16 protein-coding genes are annotated in these 17829 nt (G+C 64.1%); 11 read left to right on the top strand and 5 right to left on the bottom strand.

All coding sequences use genetic code 11. From position 1 onward, the window contains the following. Positions 1 to 191: 191 nt before the first annotated feature. Entirely contained in the window at positions 192 to 1586 is a 1395-nt protein-coding gene (locus NAO55_RS15080; protein ID WP_102841434.1) for a class II fumarate hydratase, read from the bottom strand. A gap of 147 nt (positions 1587 to 1733) precedes the next feature. On the opposite strand from NAO55_RS15080, the gene NAO55_RS15075 reads away from it, so the two are divergent. The 6 genes from NAO55_RS15075 (at position 1734) to NAO55_RS15050 (ending at position 8168) form a co-directional block, all read left to right on the top strand. Next, the gene (locus tag NAO55_RS15075) at positions 1734 to 2240 is read left to right on the top strand and encodes a DUF2059 domain-containing protein (RefSeq protein ID WP_102841433.1); all 507 of its coding nucleotides are present in this window, start codon (positions 1734 to 1736) and stop codon (positions 2238 to 2240) included. 11 nt (positions 2241 to 2251) lie between these two features. Beyond that, positions 2252 to 2548: a BolA family protein gene (locus NAO55_RS15070; protein WP_102841432.1), complete on the top strand. Its 297-nt coding sequence runs from the start codon at positions 2252 to 2254 to the stop codon at positions 2546 to 2548. A gap of 126 nt (positions 2549 to 2674) precedes the next feature. Beyond that, positions 2675 to 3610: an oxygen-dependent tRNA uridine(34) hydroxylase TrhO gene (gene trhO / locus NAO55_RS15065; protein WP_102841431.1), complete on the top strand. Its 936-nt coding sequence runs from the start codon at positions 2675 to 2677 to the stop codon at positions 3608 to 3610. A gap of 46 nt (positions 3611 to 3656) precedes the next feature. After that, positions 3657 to 4286, top strand: coding sequence for a DsbA family protein (locus NAO55_RS15060; protein WP_256070234.1), 630 nt, complete (start codon positions 3657 to 3659; stop codon positions 4284 to 4286). Continuing rightward, a complete protein-coding gene (locus NAO55_RS15055) occupies positions 4279 to 6057 on the top strand; it encodes an ABC transporter ATP-binding protein (protein ID WP_102841454.1) in 1779 nt (592 codons plus the stop codon). The genes NAO55_RS15060 and NAO55_RS15055 overlap by 8 nt, the downstream gene beginning before the upstream one ends. A gap of 158 nt (positions 6058 to 6215) precedes the next feature. Continuing rightward, entirely contained in the window at positions 6216 to 8168 is a 1953-nt protein-coding gene (locus NAO55_RS15050) for a HAMP domain-containing methyl-accepting chemotaxis protein (protein ID WP_102841430.1), read from the top strand. Positions 8169 to 8204: 36 nt separating this feature from the next. On the opposite strand, the gene NAO55_RS15045 is transcribed toward NAO55_RS15050, so the two are convergent. Beyond that, the gene (locus NAO55_RS15045) at positions 8205 to 9254 is read right to left on the bottom strand and encodes a metal-dependent hydrolase (RefSeq protein WP_102841429.1); all 1050 of its coding nucleotides are present in this window, start codon (positions 9252 to 9254) and stop codon (positions 8205 to 8207) included. 135 nt (positions 9255 to 9389) lie between these two features. Between NAO55_RS15045 and arfB the strand changes: the two genes are divergently transcribed. Then, positions 9390 to 9803 carry an alternative ribosome rescue aminoacyl-tRNA hydrolase ArfB gene (gene arfB / locus NAO55_RS15040; protein ID WP_102841428.1) on the top strand — a complete coding sequence of 138 codons (414 nt, stop codon included), beginning with the start codon at positions 9390 to 9392 and terminating at the stop codon, positions 9801 to 9803. A 4-nt stretch (positions 9804 to 9807) separates the two neighbouring features. Here the strand turns inward: arfB and NAO55_RS15035 are convergent, their stop codons facing one another. The 3 genes from NAO55_RS15035 to NAO55_RS15025 all read right to left on the bottom strand — a co-directional run bounded on the left by NAO55_RS15035 (position 9808) and on the right by NAO55_RS15025 (position 13568). Then, positions 9808 to 11115: an MFS transporter gene (locus NAO55_RS15035; RefSeq protein ID WP_102841427.1), complete on the bottom strand. Its 1308-nt coding sequence runs from the start codon at positions 11113 to 11115 to the stop codon at positions 9808 to 9810. A 161-nt stretch (positions 11116 to 11276) separates the two neighbouring features. Next, positions 11277 to 12602, bottom strand: a complete 1326-nt coding sequence (locus NAO55_RS15030; protein ID WP_102841426.1) for a DUF2254 domain-containing protein — start codon at positions 12600 to 12602, stop codon at positions 11277 to 11279. 72 nt (positions 12603 to 12674) lie between these two features. Beyond that, positions 12675 to 13568 (bottom strand): LysR family transcriptional regulator, encoded by an 894-nt coding sequence (locus tag NAO55_RS15025; RefSeq protein ID WP_102841425.1) that lies wholly within the window; start codon positions 13566 to 13568, stop codon positions 12675 to 12677. Positions 13569 to 13691: 123 nt separating this feature from the next. Between NAO55_RS15025 and NAO55_RS15020 the strand changes: the two genes are divergently transcribed. The 4 genes from NAO55_RS15020 to NAO55_RS15005 all read left to right on the top strand — a co-directional run bounded on the left by NAO55_RS15020 (position 13692) and on the right by NAO55_RS15005 (position 17660). Continuing rightward, entirely contained in the window at positions 13692 to 14513 is an 822-nt protein-coding gene (locus NAO55_RS15020; RefSeq protein ID WP_102841424.1) for an HTD2 family dehydratase, read from the top strand. Between the two features lie 70 nt (positions 14514 to 14583). Further along, the gene (locus tag NAO55_RS15015; RefSeq protein WP_102841423.1) at positions 14584 to 15747 is read left to right on the top strand and encodes an acyl-CoA dehydrogenase family protein; all 1164 of its coding nucleotides are present in this window, start codon (positions 14584 to 14586) and stop codon (positions 15745 to 15747) included. 159 nt (positions 15748 to 15906) lie between these two features. Beyond that, positions 15907 to 16311, top strand: a complete 405-nt coding sequence (locus NAO55_RS15010; RefSeq protein ID WP_102841422.1) for a VOC family protein — start codon at positions 15907 to 15909, stop codon at positions 16309 to 16311. Continuing rightward, a complete protein-coding gene (locus NAO55_RS15005) occupies positions 16308 to 17660 on the top strand; it encodes an MmgE/PrpD family protein (RefSeq protein ID WP_102841421.1) in 1353 nt (450 codons plus the stop codon). Before NAO55_RS15010 ends, NAO55_RS15005 begins: the two co-directional genes overlap by 4 nt. Positions 17661 to 17829: the final 169 nt, after the last annotated feature.

Here is a 17829-nt window from a genome sequence, read left to right as displayed (position 1 = left end):
TTCACGAAATTGCACGCTTCGCCATGATCAGATTGCGAGTGCATGACCTGGACTGCTTCGGTCAATGCCTAGTTCATAGCAGGGCGGATAGGGCCTTATAGCTGTTATCGCAGCAGCTGGCAGGAACGTGCCAGCGGACTGACCGAGACCTCACTGCTCAAACCTCGACTCCAAGCCGCCCGCCGTTTGCTTTAATCGCTGTTGCCAGAACCCAGCATGGTCTCCGGACGTACCCAATCGTCGAACTCTTCACTGGTCAGGTAGCCAAGCTCCAACGCTGCCTCTCTCAAGGTGGCGCCTTCGGCATAAGCCTTCTTCGCGATCTCTGCCGCTCGGTCGTAGCCGATATGCGGATTCAGCGCAGTGACCCGCATGAGACCGCGCTCAAGATTTTCTGCCATGCGTGCCGGGTCGGGCTCGAGACCGGCGATGCAGTGGGTATTGAAGTTACGACAGCCATCGGACAGAAGCCGTATCGACTGGAGCAGGTTATGGATGATCACCGGCTTGAACACGTTGAGTTGCAGATGACCCTGGCTCGCTGCGAAGCTGATGGTCATGTCGTTGCCCATCACCTGGCAGGCGAGCATGGACAGCGCTTCGCACTGGGTCGGGTTGACCTTGCCTGGCATGATCGAGCTGCCAGGCTCGTTGGCTGGCAATCGCACTTCGGCGAAGCCTCCGCGAGGTCCTGAGCCGAGCAGACGAAGGTCATTGGCAAGTTTCATCAAGGCGACCGCCAGCGTCTTCAGCGCGCCGGAGAGCGCGACCAGTGGCTCGTGGCCGGCCAAGGCGGCGAACTTGTTCGGTGCCGAGACGAACGGCAGGCCGGAAAGGGCGGCCAGCTCGGCTGCGATCGCTTCGGCGAAGCCATGTGGCGAGTTCAAACCGGTACCTACTGCGGTGCCGCCTTGCGCCAGTTCATAAACAGCCGGAAGGCACTGGCGAATCGTCCGCTCGGCTATGTCGAGCTGAGCGACGAATGCCGACATTTCCTGGCCGAAGGTGATCGGCGTGGCGTCCATCATATGGGTGCGCCCGGTCTTGATCAGCTTGTTGTGCCGCGCGGCCAGTTCGGCCAGCCCGCCGGACAGCTCGGCCAAAGCCGGAAGCAGCTCACCGTGGACCGCCTTGGCGGCGGCGATGTGCATCGCTGTGGGGAAGCAGTCGTTGGAGCTTTGCGCGCGATTGACGTGGTCGTTGGGATGCACGGGAGACTTGCCGCCACGCTTGCCACCGGCCAGCTCGTTGGCGCGACCGGCGATGACCTCGTTGACGTTCATGTTGCTCTGCGTGCCGCTACCGGTCTGCCAGACCACCAGCGGAAACTGGTCGTCGTGCTGGGCATGCAGGATCTCGTCGGCGGCCTGTTCGATCAGTCGCGCGACGTCGGGCGGCAGGTCGCCGATGCGGTTGTTGACCCTGGCTGCCGCCTTCTTGATCAGCGCCAGCGCATGCAGCACCTCGATCGGCATGCGCTCGGCACCGATTGCGAAATTGCTCAGCGAACGTTGCGTCTGGGCACCCCAGTAAGCCTGTTCCGGTACTTCGACCTGCCCCAGGCTGTCGGTTTCTATACGCGTCATGCCATGCTCCTGCTCGATATTGCTGGTTTAGGCCGCCTTGCGGTGCCGGGGGTTCCATAGCCCGCCGGTCGTTGCTTGAGGCATTGGAACTCTCGGCGCAGAATGTGTCCATTGAGGGCTACCTATCGCCTTGCCAAGGGATTTCCAATGCCAACCTTACGTATCCAGGCGTTGCGCTGTGCAATGCTGTTTGTCTGCATCAGCTCTTCGGCATTGGCCGACACCGTCAGCCACGCCAGCAGTGCGGAGCGTTTCCTCAAGCTGGCGAACGCCGATCGGCTAGCAGTGCCTGTCTATGCACAAGTACAGCAGATGTTTGCGCAGCGTTTCGCCGAGGCTCAGGCGCCCGAGAGCAAGAAGGCGATGCTCGAGCGCTATCAAGCCCAGGCTAACACCGCGCTAGATAAGGCCATAGGGTGGGACAAGCTGAAGCCCGATCTGGTGTCCCTGTATACCAGTCAGTTTTCCGAAACCGAGTTGAATCAGCTGATCGATTTCTATCAGTCGCCACTGGGCAAGAAGATGCTCGCCAAGCTGCCGGAGCTCAATGCACGGTCTGCCCAGCTAACCCAGGCCAAACTCGAAAGCGCGGTGCCGGAAGTGAACAAGCTGTTGGCCGACATGACGGCCGAACTCGAAAAACAGAAGCCTTGAGATAGCAGGCAATGCGCAAACTCGATCTGATCCAAAACGCCCTGCAGGTTCTGCAGCCCGAGCACCTGGAAGTGCTCGATGAAAGCCACACTCACAGCCGCGGCCTGGAAACGCACTACAAGGCGGTCATCGTCAGCGAGCAGTTCGCGGGTCTGAACTCGGTCAAGCGGCACCAGAAAGCCTACGCCGCCATGGGCCCGCTGATGCAGCAGATCCATGCACTCGCCCTGCACACCTACACGCCGGAAGAATGGGCCCAGCAGCGTGTGGCTCCGGAATCACCTGTTTGCGCCGGTGGGCATAAATAGAGGCGACAACGGACGGGAAACATCCTGGACGTTCTTTGCTAGAATCGCGCTCGCGCCGGCCCACGCCGGCGCTTTCGTTTGTATCCGGTCCACCCTTTACGCGGGTGACCACTGGTGGAAAACCCCATGACACGAAAAATCGTTGTGGCAGCGCTTTACAAGTTCGTATCGCTGCCGGACTACGTCGCCTTGCGTGACCCTCTCTTCACGACGCTTACCGAAAACGGCATCAAGGGCACCCTGCTGCTGGCGGAGGAGGGCATCAACGGCACGGTATCCGGTACCCGCGAGGCGATCGATGCGTTGCTCGACTGGTTTCGCCGTGACCCTCGCCTGGCTGACATCGACCACAAGGAATCCTACTGCGACGAACAGCCGTTCTATCGCACCAAGGTGAAGCTCAAGAAGGAGATCGTCACGCTGGGCGTACCCGGTGTCGATCCCAATCAGCGGGTCGGTACCTACGTCGAGCCGCAGGACTGGAACGCGCTGATCACCGATCCCGAGGTTCTGCTGATCGACACCCGTAACGACTATGAAGTGGCGATCGGTACCTTCGAAGGCGCGGTGGACCCAAAAACCAAGTCGTTTCGCGAATTCCCCGATTACATCAAGGCGCATTACGACCCGGCGAAGCACAAGAAGGTCGCGATGTTCTGCACCGGTGGCATTCGCTGCGAAAAGGCTTCGAGCTACATGCTCGGCGAAGGGTTCGAAGAGGTCTATCACCTCAAGGGCGGCATTCTCAAATACCTGGAAGAGGTACCCGAGGCCCAGTCGCGCTGGAAGGGCGACTGCTTCGTGTTCGACAACCGGGTCACCGTTCGCCATGACCTGAGTGCCGGTGAGTTCGACCTGTGTCATGCCTGCCGCGCCCCGCTGTCCGTGGAAGACCGGCAATCGGAGCACTACGCTGCGGGTATCAGCTGTCCGCATTGCTGGGACACTCTGAGCGAGAAGACACGAGCCGGCGCGCGCGAGCGGCAGAAGCAGATCGAGCTGGCGCGTCAGCGCAACCAGCCTCACCCCATCGGCCGTGATCCGCGGGAGCAGGAACGCTGATTCACACCAGCCCGCGAGCACACCAAGCAGTAAGGGGAGTAACGAAGTGGCCCGACTGATCTATGTGATGGATCCGATGTGCTCATGGTGCTGGGGCTTCGCTCCTGTGCTGCTGGGGCTTGCCGAGCAGGCCGCGGAGTACGGTGTGCCGCTCGTGCTGAAGGTCGGCGGCCTGCGCCGAGAACAGATCGCGATGGATGAGGCCGGGCGCTCGCGCACGCTGTCCTACTGGCAAGCTGTGCATAACGCCACTGGACAGCCATTCGATTTCGAGGGCGGTTTGCCGGCGGGATTGATCTACAACACCGAGCCTGCATGCCGAGCCCTGGTCGCCGCGCGCGGGCTCGATGAAAGCCGGGTCTGGCCGCTGTCGCTGCTGATCCAGCAGGCCTTCTACCAGCAGGGGCGTGATGTCACGCAAGCCGCGCTGCTGGTGGAGCTGGCCGAGGCGGCTGGGCTCTCCCGCGAGCGCTTCGCCGAAAGCTATGACGACCCGGCCACCAAGGCCGAAACGTCAGCGGATTTCAGCTGGGTCGAGAATCTTGGTATCGCCGGGTTCCCGACCCTGCTCGCCGAGCACGAGGGCCAGCTGGCCCTGCTCACCAATGGCTACCAGCCTCTGACGGCGCTGGCTCCATTCCTGGGCCGCTGGCTGGAGCACAATGCGCATGCCTGACCAGCTCAGTTGGGCGGAGATTCGCCGCCTTGCGTTGCGCCACCGCAAGGCGTTGATTCTGGCCAACCTGGTCGCGGTTCTGGCCACGCTCTGCAGCGTGCCGATCCCCTTGCTGTTGCCGCTGCTGGTAGACGAAGTGCTGCTCGGCACCGGCGATGCAGCGTTGCGCGTGATGGATCGCTTCCTGCCCGCCAGCTGGGAAACGGCGGCCGGCTACATCGGCCTGATGCTTGGTATAACCCTGTTGCTGCGGGCTTCGGCCTTGGTTTTCAACGTCCTGCAGGCGCGGCTGTTCGCCCGGCTGTCGAAGGACATCGTCTATCGCATACGCGTGCGGCTGATCGAGCGTCTCAAACGCATCGCCCTCGGTGAATACGAGAGTCTCGGCGGTGGTACGGTCGCTACCCATCTGGTCACCGATCTGGAGACCATCGACAAGTTCATCGGTGACACCCTCAGTCGTCTGCTAGTGGCAGTGCTATCGATCATCGGCACAGCGGCCATTCTGATATGGATGCACTGGCAGCTGGCGCTGCTGATCCTGCTTTTCAACCCGCTGGTGATCTACGCCACCGTGCAGCTGGGCAAGCGGGTGAAGCACCTGAAGAAGCTGGAGAACGACAGCACCTCGCGCTTCACCCAGGCGCTTACCGAAACCCTCGATGCGATACAGGAAGTCCGTGCCGGCAACCGCCAGGGATTCTTCCTTGGTCGACTGGGGCTCCGGGCGCGGGAGGTCCGCGACTACGCCGTCGCTTCGCAGTGGAAGACCGACGCCTCCAATCGCGCCAGCGGCCTGCTGTTCCAGTTCGGCATCGACGTGTTCCGTGCCGCGGCGATGCTGACCGTACTGTTCTCCGATCTGTCGATTGGCCAGATGCTCGCCGTATTCAGCTACCTCTGGTTCATGATCGGACCGGTGGAGCAATTGTTGAGCCTGCAATACGCCTTCTATGCCGCCGGCGGCGCTTTGGGCCGGATCAATCAGCTGCTAGCCCGCGCGGACGAGCCGCAGTATCCGGGTGGGCGGGATCCATTCGCCGATCAGGCGACGGTTGCGATCGATGTGCGGGGTTTGACGTTCGCCTATCAGGATGAACCGGTACTGGAGGGTCTGGACCTCAGCATTGCCGCTGGCGAGAAGGTGGCGGTCGTCGGCGCCAGCGGTGGCGGCAAGAGCACGCTGGTGCAACTACTGCTGGGGCTGTATCAACCTCAGTCCGGCGAGATTCGCTTCGGCGGCGTACCGCTGGAAGAGATCAGCCTGGGCGTTGTGCGCGACAACGTCGCCGTTGTGCTGCAGCACCCGGCGCTGTTCAACGATACGGTGCGGGCCAACCTGACCATGGGCCGGGAGCGCGACGACCATCAGTGCTGGCGTGCGCTGGAGATCGCGCAACTTGCCGAGACCATTCGCCAGTTACCGGATGGGCTCGACAGCATAGTGGGTCGCTCCGGCGTTCGTCTGTCCGGCGGTCAGCGCCAGCGGTTGGCCGTGGCGCGGATGGTGCTGGCCGAACCGAAGGTGGTGATCCTCGACGAAGCCACCTCGGCGCTCGACGCTGCCACCGAATATGCCCTGCACCAGGGACTCAACCGCTTTCTGCAGGGGCGTACGACGCTGATCATCGCGCACCGCCTGTCGGCCGTGAAGCAGGCGGACCGGGTGCTCGTCTTCGATGGCGGGCGGATCGCCGAGGAGGGTGATCATCTGCAGTTGATCGCCGAGGGTGGTCTCTACGCGCGTCTGTACGGGCATCTACAGCATTAGTCCGAGCCCGATGCGGTCATTGCGGTCGGCCAACCAGCATCGGCCGATTTTGCTCGGCTACCGTCAGTCTTAAGGCGCCAAAAAAAACCAGACGAAACGCTCAACTATTAGTAATCTCGGCCGACTTCCCGACTGTGCTTTTTTGTGGGATTTCTCTGATGGAACCAGTGCAGAACCTATTTACCAATCTCTCGGTCGGCAAGAAGCTCATCGCCGGATTTGGCGTCGTGCTCCTGCTTACTGCAGGCGTGGCCGCCACCGGCTTTGTTGCAGTCGAGGAGATCCTTGGCCGGGCGCAACAGATCGAGCAGCTGTCCAGCGTCAACGCGTCGCTCCTGTCGGCGCGCGGCGCCGAGCGTGACTACGCTCTGACGCGTCAGCAATCCTCGGCCGACGCGCTGCACGCATCATTGCAGCAACTCGGTACCGAGCTGGCAGGCTTGGCGAGTACTTCAAGTACGCAGGAGCGGGCCTACCTGACACGTATTCAGCAGGCTGCAGAAGAGTACAGCCGGCAATTCGACCGTTACATGGCGCTGATCGAGCGTGGCGTGAAGCTGCGCACGCGCATGCAGGAGGCTGCTCAGGTCAGCCGCGAAGAGTTCGAATTCATCGAGCTGGACATGTACGACGCCGTGCGCGTGCTGCGCCTGGAAGGTGATCGCCTCAAGGGCAGCGATCCGCTGACGGTCGCCGAGGCGACATCGGGGCTGACCAAGCAGATTCTGGACATGCGTACCCTGGAGAATGTCTACGTCGCCAACAGCTCAGATGAAGCGGCCACCGGTTGGAGCGACTTGCACGGGAACGTGACCACCATCGGTAGCAATCTCAAGATCTGGCTGAACGATGACCAGAAGACTTCCATGGACAAGGCCCTGGCCGAGCTGGACCAGTACAAACTGGCGTTCGACGAGTTTCGTCAGAATCGTAGCGAACGCCTCGCGCTCGAACAGTCGATGGCTCAGCAGTCCGAAGTGGTGATCGCAGCTGCCGACGAGGCCTTGGCCAATGCCAGCAGCGTCATGCAGCAACAGAAAAGCAGCAGCTACATGCTGCTCGGCGTGATTGGCGCGCTGGCCATTCTCGTCGGCCTGGTGGCCGCCACGGTGATTTCGCGAATGATCGTCGGTCCGCTTCGCAGCACCGTCCAGCAAGCTCAGCGCGTTGCTGCTGGCGACCTGACCCATTCTCAGGCGAGCGCGCGTCGCGATGAGGTCGGCCAGCTGCAGAACGCCATGCACGACATGACCACTAGCCTGCGTAACCTGATCGGGCGCATCGGTGGCGGCGTCAGCCAGATCGCCGCGGCGGCTGACCAGCTCTCGGCAGTGACCGCGCAAACCAGCACTGGTGTGCAGACCCAGCGTGTCGAGACCGAGCAGGTGGCGACTGCGATGCACGAGATGGCGGCGACGGTGCAGGAGGTTGCGCGCAATGCTGAACAGGCTTCGACCGCGGCGCGGCAGGCTGACCAGCAGGCTCGCCAGGGTGATCGGGTGGTGCGCGATGCAGTCGGGCAGATCGGCAGTCTGGCCGGCGAGGTGGACCAATCGGCACACGCCATCGAAGCGCTGCACGCCGAAAGCGGGCGGATCGGCAGCGTGCTCGAAGTCATTCGTGCGGTCGCCGAGCAGACCAATCTATTGGCACTGAACGCGGCCATCGAGGCGGCTCGCGCTGGCGAGCAGGGCCGCGGCTTCGCTGTTGTTGCGGACGAAGTGCGCGCCCTGGCGCGGCGCACCCACGACTCCACCGAAGAGATCGAAGGCCTGATCGGCAATCTGCAGCGCGTTGCGCAGCAAGCGGTGGAACAGATGCAGAGCAGTCGTTCGCTCACCCAGCGCACCGTCGAGTTGGCTAACGAAGCGGGTGTTGCGTTGGGGCGGATCACCGAGTCGGTGTCCACCATCGAGCAGATGAACCAGCAGATCGCCGCGGCAGCCGAGCAGCAGAGCGCGGTCGCGGACAACATCTCCGAGAGCGTGACGCGTGTGCGCGACATCGGCGACCAGAGCGCCAGTGCCACAGAACAGACCGCCGGTGCCAGCGCCGAGCTGGCTCGCCTGGGCGTGGAGCTGCGGGAGCTGGTCCGCCAGTTCCGTACCTGACGGCGCGCGGCAGACGCGGCTCGCGCGCGAGCCGCGTTATCTGATCGCCTTGCCGTTCAGCTCGGCCGCCCAGGCGGCCAGGGGCAGCGCGGGTTCCTGCCGCCAGACGCGCTGCCAGATGCTCTCCAGGCGGCGCATATCGCCCCGATTGGCCGGCAGGCGTTCGGGGCGTTCCACCAGCTGCCAGCCCTCGGCGCCGCGTTCGGCCAGAGGAAAGCGAAACGGATGGAAGCCGGTCATGCCCAGCCGCAGATCGGTGACCAGCAATTGGTCGCCGTCCACGTCGTAGCGCAGCACATCGCCGCTGAACCAGCGCAGCCGTTCATGCTGAGGTGAGCCGTCCAGCGCATCGGCCAGGTGGGCATTGCGTGGCAGGCGCACCAGCGCCGGGGGCGCGTCGTCCCACCAGCTCACCAGTGTCTCGTAGTAGTGCTCGCCCTCTACCAGAATCACCCGCCAGAGCAGGCTGTTGAAGGGCGTCGGTGTGCTGAACATCCGCTCGACCTCGATGCCCTGGCGGGTGATGCTGGCCTGCACGCGCTGTTCGGCCATCTGCTTGCCGGCAAGGGTGAAACCCAGGTAGCAAGTGGTCAGCACCAGCGCGTAAGCGGGCCATCGGGCCGTGCGGCCATGCAAGCCAAACAGCGCGCCGGCCAGCACCGCGATCAGCAGCGGCACGCTGTAGAGCGGGTCGATGATGAAGATGCTGGACCAGGCGATCGGTGGAGTGGTCAGCGGCCATAGCAGCTGGGTGCCATAGCTGGTGAAGGCGTCCAGCAAGACATGGGTGACCAGCACCAGCCAGATGGTGAGGAACAGTCGGGTGCCGGAGTATCGCTCATCGGGGCGGAAGCGCCTGATCAGCCAGCTCAGCAACACGGCCACGATGCTGAGGACGAACAGCGAATGGCTGAAGCCGCGGTGATAGGTCATGTTGGCGACTGCATCGCCGTAGTCGATGACCACGTCGAGGTCGGGCAGGGTGCCGAGCACGGCGCCATAGGCGAGCGCCTTGCGGCCTTGCCAGCGTCCGAGCATCGCGCCCTGTACGCTGGCGCCGAGTAAGGCCTGGGTGATCGAGTCCATGTGCAGATCCCTGGGGGCGGGGAAATTACCTTAGCCGAAGCACCGGCGGCACCTGATCGGCAAATTTCGAAAAAGTATGTCGTGGTTCGGCACGGCGTAGGACAATCGCCAGCTCAATCGTCCATGGCGCACTCCATGCTGGAAATTTCCAATACCGTGCAGCTGCCGGATGCCGAGATCGAATTGACCGCGATACGCGCCCAGGGTGCCGGCGGGCAGAACGTCAACAAGGTGTCCAGCGCTTTGCACCTGCGTTTCGATATCCAGGCGTCCTCGCTACCGGCGTTCTACAAGGAGCGCCTGCTGGCGCTGCGCGACAGTCGCATCACCGCGGAGGGTGTGGTCATCATCAAGGCGCAGCGCTATCGCACCCAGGAGCAGAATCGTCTCGATGCGCTCGAGCGGCTGGCGGAGCTGATTCGCAGCGTCGGCAAAGTGGAGAAAACCCGGCGCCCGACCAAGCCGACCTTGGGCTCGAAGAAGCGCCGCCTGGAGGGCAAGAGCAAACGCGGTGCGATCAAGGCCGGGCGCGGGCGGGTGGACTACTAAGCCCTCAGGTGCCGGTGCGCACCTCGTCTGTTGCCTCGGCGGGAGGCATGTCGTCCAGCTCGCTTTTGTTGGCCGGTTCGTGGCTGGCGGCGTCTTCCGGGGTGTCGGGCATCAACTCCATGACCGTGGGGCTGGTGCGCAGGATCGGCGTGAAGTGTCCGTGCGGTTCGGTGACCAAGTCGAACACCTTGCGCGGCCGGTAGAACGCATAGAACGCCAGCACGCCGAGGCCTACCGCGAAGAACAGCGGCAGGGCGATGGGGCCGGCCAGATGCATCAGGCCGCCGGCCGCCACCGGGCCCAGTGCGGCGCCGAAGCCGTTGGCCAATAGCAGGCCGCTGGAGCCGGACAGGATCTCGTCGGGATTGAGTTGATCGACCATCTGCGCGACGGCGATAGAGTAGATGGAAAAGGCCAGCCCGCCCCAGACGAACATCAGCCCCAGCAGCAACGGGCTGGCCATCAGCGGTGCCACGGCGAGCGCGAGAACGGCAGCCAGCGCTACCACCCAGAGCAGCACGGTGCGCCGCTCATGTTTGTCGGAAAACAGCCCGATCGGCCACTGCAGCACGGCGCCGCCGAGGATGGTGATGCTCATCAGCAGGCCCACGCCGGCCGCATCGAAGCCGATCTCGCTGGCGTACACCGGCGCCAGGCCCCAGAACCCGCCGAGGACGAAGCCGGATATCCCGGCCGCCATCAGCGGCAGCGGGGCGATGCGCGCCAGCTGCAGCAGGTCGGTCGGGGGAATGTCGGGCAGGGTCGGCTGCGGCTGGCGGGTCAGGGTAATGGGCATCATCGCGCCGCCGATGAGAATGGTCGCCAGGGCAAACAGGGTGAATTCCATCGGGCTGTCGAGCCCCAGCAATTGCTGCGCTGCCGCCAGGGCACCCAGATTGACCGCCATGTATACGGCAAATACCTGGCCGCGCTTCTCGCCGCTGACCTGGGCGTTGAGCCAGCTCTCGATGACCATGTACAGCGTGACCAGCGCGATGCCGTAGACCACCCGCAGCACCAGCCATACCCACGGATTGACGATCATCACGTGCAGCAGCACGGCGGTGGCCGCCAGCGAAGCGTAGAAGGAAAAGGTGCGGATGTGCCCAACCCGCCGGATCAGCGAAGGCGCCAGCCAGGTGCCGACGAGAAAACCGGCGAAATAGCCGGACATCAGTAAGCCAACCATCCCTGTCGAATAGCCTTCGGCCACGCCGCGCAGGGTCAGGAGCGTGTTGAGTAGCCCGTGGCCGAGCAGCAGCAGAGCCACACCGGCGAGCAGTGAACTGATGGGAGCGATCAAGGACGTCATGCGGTAACCCTAGGCAGCGAAGCCGGTGAAGGCAAGTCCAGGTGCGTCGGACGCTGGCCGATGATGTGACCTAACTTGCTAATTTTCATAACAAAGTCGTGGGAAGCGGCGGCTGGTAGGGCCGACGCTCCCTGCGTTGTGCATTTGGCAGCCGTGGCCATTCAGGATTCCCGCAGCGTCGCGCACTGCAATGGCTTGGCATGGCGCACGGCCTGGTTCAGCGACTGCACGGCTTCGACCATCGCCTCGCGGTCGAGCACGCCGGTCAGGCTGATCGCCGCCTGGTCGACCACCGCCTGGGCATGGCGCAGCAGCACCCGTTCGGTGTCGGCATCCTCGGCGGCGTAGAGCAGGTTCTTGCAGGCCTGCAGCAGTGCTTGCAGAACCTGTAGGTCGTCAGCGCCATAGCGGCGCTGCGGGCCGAAGGTCATCTGCAGCAGCTGATGCAGATTCAGCTCGCGGATGAAAATCCGCGGTCGATCCTCGGCGCGGGCGACCTCGTGGTCGGGCATCTGCATGCGCTCGGCCAGCAGTACGCCCAGCATGTCGATCGCCTTGATCGCCGTTCCCGGGTCGTTGATCCCCGGGCTCAGGGCGCGCACGGCGATTTCGACGATCTGCTTGAAGCCAAAGAAGAAGTGCCGCTGCGCGTACTCCTCGACATAGAAGTCGAAACAGTCGAGCAGACGGTTCGTGCAGTTCTCATCGAGTTCACGGTCGATGCGCATCAATGGATGTCCGGGCATGACGAAGAAGCCGTAGTGCACCTGCACGGTCATGCGCGCGTCCTGCTCTTCGAGGAGGTCCTGGGCAGCGGTGACGTTCAGCGCCTTGAAGTAGCCCGAGCGCCGCGCGCGCACGACCGTCCATTGCGCGTCGTCCGGCCAGATTGGCGCATGGCTGTCTTGCAGCTGACGACGGCGTGCGCGCAGCTGACCGAGGGTCTGTTTGTAGACGCGGTTGAGGATGAAATCCACCTGGATCGACAGCGAAATGGAACGGATGAAGTACACGAACAGACACAGGCAGATCACCGCGAGCCCCAGCGCCAGGAAGATGCCCAGGCTCGGTACGTTGATGTCGTCGCCTTCCTGAATGGTCGAGATCAGCATCAGCGAATCGATGATCGTGCCGAGATAGACGCCGAGCACCACCTGATGACTGCGGCTGCTGATCAGGCCGGGAATGACCCGCGGCGACAGCGAGGAGGCGGCCGAGTTGAGCACCACCATCACCATCGAGAAGCTGAACACCATCAGCGAAATGATCCCGCCGACCAGGGTGCCGAGGATCAGTCGGGCATTCTCGGCGTTCTTCACCAGGCCGAGGTCCAGATCTTCCTTGTACGGCTGCAGCCAGGTCATCTCCAAGAGGATCGTCACGACGCAGAGAACTGCCAGGCCCACCGCGATCAGGGTCGGGTAGAAGGCGATGCTGCCGGTGACGCGGTGATACAGGCGAAACAGCCTGTTGGTCAGTGATGGCATGGCAGCTCCCTGCGGTGATCCGGCGATACGTGTCTACCGCCGTTCGGCAGCAAGCGGCGACTATCGTTCGCTTCAGGCCGGGCCGTCGGCCACAAGGGTCGCGATCAGCGCACGCACGCTGCCGGGCAGCGCGTCCAGTTCGCGAACCAGAATGCTGCGCTCGCGCACCGCCCAGGGTTCGTCCAGTGTCACCAGGGCGAGCTGCATGGTGCGGCTGTGCCGGCGCGCTGCCGACTCGGGAATGATGCCGATGCCCACACCGGCCTCGATCATCCGACAAACCGCCTCGAAGCTGGAGACCTGGATGCGCAGGGAAAGCTGGCCACCCAGTTTTTCCACTTGGTCGCGCAGAAAGGTCAGCAGCGTGCTGCCTTCGTGCAGGCCGATGTGCTGGTACGCCAGTGTCTGGCGCAGCGTGACCTGTGCTTCCCCGGCCAGCGGATGGCCGATCGGCACGGCCAACAGCAGGCGGTCGGTGCTGAAGTGCAGCACTTGCAGCCCTTCGGCCTGCACCGGGCCCGCGATGATGCCCATGTCGGTGCTGCCGTCCAGCACGCCACGCACGATGTCGCGGCTCAGGCGCTCCTGCAGGTCCACCGTGACGCCGGGGCGCTCGGCGAGAAATCCGGCCAGCACCTCTGGGAGGAATTCGGTTACGGCCGTGGTATTGGCGAAGATGCGGATGTGACCGGCCGAGTCGGTGCCGTATTCGGTGAACTCGCTTTTCAGGTAGTCCACCTGGCGCATGATCAGCCGCGCATGCTGCAGCAACTTGTGGCCGGCCGGCGTCAGCTCGACACCGCGGCTGTCGCGGTAAAGCAGGCGGCTGTCGAGCTGGCCCTCCAGCGCCTTGATCCGCGCACTGGCGGCTGCCGGCGAGAGGTGTGCGCGTCGTGCGCCCTGGGTCAGGCTGGGGGACTCGGCAATATGGATGAACAGGCGCAGGTCGGCCAGATCGAAGTGCATAGACGCCTCGGTTTGGGCTAGGCGTTCAGCTTAGCCGAACGCTGGTGTCGGTAAATACAAATTCTCGGAACGCCGGCTTCGTAGCATCCTCCAGCGAAACAAGACAACAGCGGAAACCCGACGATGACCGATACCTCTGCCTGGATTGGCCGCAGTGAAGAAGTGCACGACCAGCTCAGCCGTAACCTGCTGATGCGCATCGCCGCGACCTTCGGCGAAAGCACTCCCGCGCACGGCGAAGCGCTGCCACCTCTGTGGCAATGGTGCTTCTTCCAGGAGCCGGTTGCCGAAAGCGGCCTCGGCGAGGATGGCCACCCGGCACGCGGTGGCTTCCTGCCTCCGGCGGATAATCGCAACCGCATGTGGGCCGGCGGCCGGGTCGAATTCCTGCGTCCGCTGGAAGCCGGCGGCGAGGCGCGACGCGTGTCTACCATCAAGCACATCGAGGAGAAACAGGGCCGCACCGGCGCGCTGCTGTTCGTCACCGTGCAGCATGACTATCTGCAGGACAGCCGGCTGGCGATCCGTGAGGAACAGGACATCGTCTACCGTGAGCCCACCCCGCCGAAGACCAGCAGCGGCGAACCCATGGTCGCCGGTGGCTGGCGCGAGGCGGTCACACCGACGCCGACGCTGCTGTTCCGTTATTCGGCGGTCACCTTCAACGGCCATCGCATCCATTACGACTGGCCTTACGTCACCGAGACCGAAGGCTATGCCGGCCTGGTCGTTCACGGCCCGCTGATCGCAACCTTGAACCTGCGCGCCTTCTGCCGCGCCAACCCCGACGCCCGCCTGCGCCGCTTCGCCTACCGCGGCCTGCGCCCGCTGATCGCGCCGCAGCCGTTCGAGGTCGGCGGTCGCATCGTCGCGCCGGGCAAGGCCGAACTCTGGGCCGGCGACCACAACGGCCTGGCGCAGAGAGCCGAAGTGGAATTCGACTGAATCGTAGGGTGGATAACGGCGCAGCCTTATCCACCGTTGAGGCCGCGTGCCGCACAAGCGAGAAACCGAGATGACCCCGAACAAGACCGAAGAACTGAGCTTCATCCGCGAAGGCGTGCGCGCCCTCTGCGCCGAATTTCCCGCCGAATACTGGCGCAAGATCGACGAGGAAAAGGGCTTCCCGGAAGCCTTCGTCACCGCCATGACCGAAGCCGGCTGGCTCTCGGCGATGATCCCGGAAGAATACGGCGGCTCCGGCCTGGGCCTGGCCGAGGCCTCGGTGATCCTCGAGGAGGTCAACCGTTGCGGCGGCAACTCCGGGACCATCCACGGGCAGATGTACAACATGTTCACCCTGCTCAGAAACGGCAGCGAGGAGCAGAAACGCTACTACCTGCCGAAGCTGGCCAGCGGCGAGCTGCGCCTGCAGTCCATGGGCGTCACCGAGCCGACCACCGGCACCGACACCACCAAGATCAAGACCACCGCCGTGCGCCAGGGCGACAAGTACGTCATCAACGGGCAGAAGGTGTGGATCTCGCGCATCCAGCATTCCGACCTGATGATCCTGCTGGCACGCACCACGCCGCTGGCCGAGGTGCAGCGCAAGTCCGAGGGTATGTCGATCTTCCTTGTCGACCTGCGCGAGGCCATCGGCAACGGCCTGACCGTGCAGCCGATCGCCAACATGGTCAACCACGAGACCAACGAGCTGTTCTTCGACAACCTGGAGATTCCCGCCAGTAGCCTGATTGGCGAGGAGGGCAAGGGCTTTCGCTACATCCTCGACGGCCTGAATGCCGAGCGCACGCTGATCGCCGCCGAGTGCATCGGCGATGGCCGCTGGTTCGTCGAGAAGTCCGCGCAGTACGCCCGCGACCGTGTGGTATTCGGCCGGCCCATCGGGCAGAACCAGGGCGTGCAGTTCCCCATCGCCGAAGCGCATATCGAGATCGAGGCCGCCGACCTGATGCGCTGGCGCGCCTGCGAGGAATACGACGCCGGGCGCAACGCCGGGGCGGCGGCCAACATGGCCAAGTACCTGGCAGCCAAGGCCAGCTGGGAAGCCGCCAACGCCTGTCTGCAGACTCACGGTGGCTTCGGCTTCGCCAACGAATACGACGTCGAGCGCAAGTTCCGCGAGACGCGGCTGTACCAGGTGGCGCCGATCTCGACCAATCTGATCCTGTCGTACGTGGCCGAGCACTTGCTCGAGCTGCCGAGATCCTTTTAACCGGCAGCCGATGCCACGATGCAACGGAGCGGGTTCGGGCCAACGCGTGGAAAAGGCTTCGCCGTTTTCCACCCTACGGCGGCAGGTTTGTAGGGTGGATGTCGCGAAGCACATCCACGCGGGCGTTGGAATGCCAACGCATCGAATCAGGAGGAAGTCATGCACATCGGTCACCTCGACCATCTAGTCCTCACCGTCGCCGACATCGAGACGACGGTGGACTTCTACACCCGCGTGCTCGGCATGCAGGTGGTGACCTTCGGCGAGGGGCGCAAGGCGCTGGCCTTCGGCAACCAGAAGATCAACCTGCACCAGGCCGGGCGCGAATTCGAGCCCAAGGCCGAGCGGCCGACCCCGGGTTCGGCGGACCTCTGCTTCATCGTTGCCACACCGCTGGCCGGGGTGATTGCCCATCTCCAGGCGCAGCAGGTGGCCATCGTCGAAGGCCCGGTACAACGCACCGGCGCGACCGGACCGATCCGCTCGGTGTACCTGCGTGACCCCGACCAGAACCTCATCGAACTGTCCAATCCGTTAGAGAATCCGCTGGAGCCCAACGCATGAGCCAGCACACCCGTGCCTTGACCGAATTCCTCGCCGGGCTCGCCTACGAGCAGATCCCCGAACCGGTGCTCGCCCGCACCGAAGACCTCTTTCTCGACTGGCTCGGCTCGGCCCTGGCCAGCGCCGGCTCGCATCCGATTCCGCTGTTCGAGCGTTACGCGCAGAGCATGGGCCCGACCGACGGGCCGGCGCGCATTCTGGTCAACGGCCAGAGCAGCTCGGCCTATTTCGCCGCACTGGTGAATGCCGCCAGCTCGCATCTGGTGGAGCAGGACGACCTGCACAACAGCTCCGTGTTGCACCCGGCCACGGTCGTGTTTCCCGCTGTGCTGGCGGCGGCGCAGGATTTCGGCAAGTCCGGCCGCGAGCTGCTGGTGGCCTCGGTGGCCGGCTACGAGGCGGGCATCCGCATCGGCGAGTTCCTCGGCCGCTCGCATTACCGCATCTTCCACACCACCGCGACGGTCGGCACCCTGGCCGCGGCGGTGGCCGTTGGCAAGCTGATGGATTTCGACCAGCAGCAGTTCACCCATCTGCTCGGCAGCGCCGGGACGCAAGCGGCGGGGCTGTGGGAGTTTCTCCATGACGCGGCGGACTCCAAGCAACTGCACACCGCCAAGGCGGCTGCCGATGGCCTGCTCGCCGCCTACCTGACCGCCGATGGCCTGACCGGCGCGCAGAACATCCTCGAAGGCGAGCAGGGCATGGCGGCGGGCATGTCCCGCGATGCCGAGCCGAGCAAGCTGTCCGACCGGCTCGGCACGCGCTGGGCGCTGGCGGAAACCTCGTTCAAGTTCCACGCCTCCTGCCGGCATACCCACCCGGCGGCCGATGCGCTGCTGGCGCTGATGCAGCGCGAAGGGCTCGGGGCCGATGACATCGCCTCGGTCACCACCCGCGTGCACCAGGGCGCGATCGACGTGCTCGGCCGCGTGACGGTGCCGCAGACGGTGCATCAAGCCAAGTTCTCCATGGGCACAGTGCTGGGGCTGATCGCCCTGTACGGCAAGGCCGGCCTGACCGAATTCCACAGCCATGCGCTCAGCGACCCGCGCGTCGGCGAGTTCCGCGAGAAGGTCTCGATGACGCTCGATCCCGAGGCGGACGGCGCCTACCCGGCACGCTGGCTCGGTCGCGTCGACGTGATCACCGCCGATGGCCGCACGCTGCACGGCGCCATCGACGAGCCGAAGGGCGACCCGGGCAACACGCTGAGCCGCGCCGAGCTGGAGGACAAGTTCCGCCGCCTGGTGCAGTTCTCCGCGGCGCGCAGCGATGACGAGGCGGGCGCGCTGATCGATACGGTCTGGCGCCTGCGCGAGAGCGGGAATTTAGACATGTTGAGGTGACCGTAGGGTGGGCTTCAGCCCACCACAGGTAACACGCTCCGGTGGGCTGAAGCCCACCCTACTAGAAGCGCAATCGTAGGGTGGATGACGGCGAAGCCTTATCCACCAATGTGGCGCCAGAGCCCCAGGAGCTTGAACAAACGCGTGGAAATGGCTTTGCCGATTTCCA

It is taken from the genome of Stutzerimonas frequens (assembly GCF_024448335.1).
Taxonomy (GTDB): domain Bacteria; phylum Pseudomonadota; class Gammaproteobacteria; order Pseudomonadales; family Pseudomonadaceae; genus Stutzerimonas; species Stutzerimonas frequens.
Note: the sequence above shows the minus strand (reverse complement) of the source record. Positions and strands in the feature narration are given on the sequence as shown.

Bases quoted from the DNA above. Each gene is read 5' to 3' on its own strand.
- NAO55_RS15080 (WP_102841434.1), bottom strand. From the start codon at position 1,586: ATGACGCGTATAGAAACCGACAGCCTGGGGCAGGTCGAAGTACCGGAA.
- NAO55_RS15075 (WP_102841433.1), top strand. From the start codon at position 1,734: ATGCCAACCTTACGTATCCAGGCGTTGCGCTGTGCAATGCTGTTTGTC.
- NAO55_RS15070 (WP_102841432.1), top strand. From the start codon at position 2,252: ATGCGCAAACTCGATCTGATCCAAAACGCCCTGCAGGTTCTGCAGCCC.
- trhO (WP_102841431.1), top strand. From the start codon at position 2,675: ATGACACGAAAAATCGTTGTGGCAGCGCTTTACAAGTTCGTATCGCTG.
- NAO55_RS15055 (WP_102841454.1), top strand. From the start codon at position 4,279: ATGCCTGACCAGCTCAGTTGGGCGGAGATTCGCCGCCTTGCGTTGCGC.
- NAO55_RS15050 (WP_102841430.1), top strand. From the start codon at position 6,216: ATGGAACCAGTGCAGAACCTATTTACCAATCTCTCGGTCGGCAAGAAG.
- NAO55_RS15045 (WP_102841429.1), bottom strand. From the start codon at position 9,254: ATGGACTCGATCACCCAGGCCTTACTCGGCGCCAGCGTACAGGGCGCG.
- arfB (WP_102841428.1), top strand. From the start codon at position 9,390: ATGCTGGAAATTTCCAATACCGTGCAGCTGCCGGATGCCGAGATCGAA.
- NAO55_RS15035 (WP_102841427.1), bottom strand. From the start codon at position 11,115: ATGACGTCCTTGATCGCTCCCATCAGTTCACTGCTCGCCGGTGTGGCT.
- NAO55_RS15030 (WP_102841426.1), bottom strand. From the start codon at position 12,602: ATGCCATCACTGACCAACAGGCTGTTTCGCCTGTATCACCGCGTCACC.
- NAO55_RS15025 (WP_102841425.1), bottom strand. From the start codon at position 13,568: ATGCACTTCGATCTGGCCGACCTGCGCCTGTTCATCCATATTGCCGAG.
- NAO55_RS15020 (WP_102841424.1), top strand. From the start codon at position 13,692: ATGACCGATACCTCTGCCTGGATTGGCCGCAGTGAAGAAGTGCACGAC.
- NAO55_RS15015 (WP_102841423.1), top strand. From the start codon at position 14,584: ATGACCCCGAACAAGACCGAAGAACTGAGCTTCATCCGCGAAGGCGTG.
- NAO55_RS15010 (WP_102841422.1), top strand. From the start codon at position 15,907: ATGCACATCGGTCACCTCGACCATCTAGTCCTCACCGTCGCCGACATC.
- NAO55_RS15005 (WP_102841421.1), top strand. From the start codon at position 16,308: ATGAGCCAGCACACCCGTGCCTTGACCGAATTCCTCGCCGGGCTCGCC.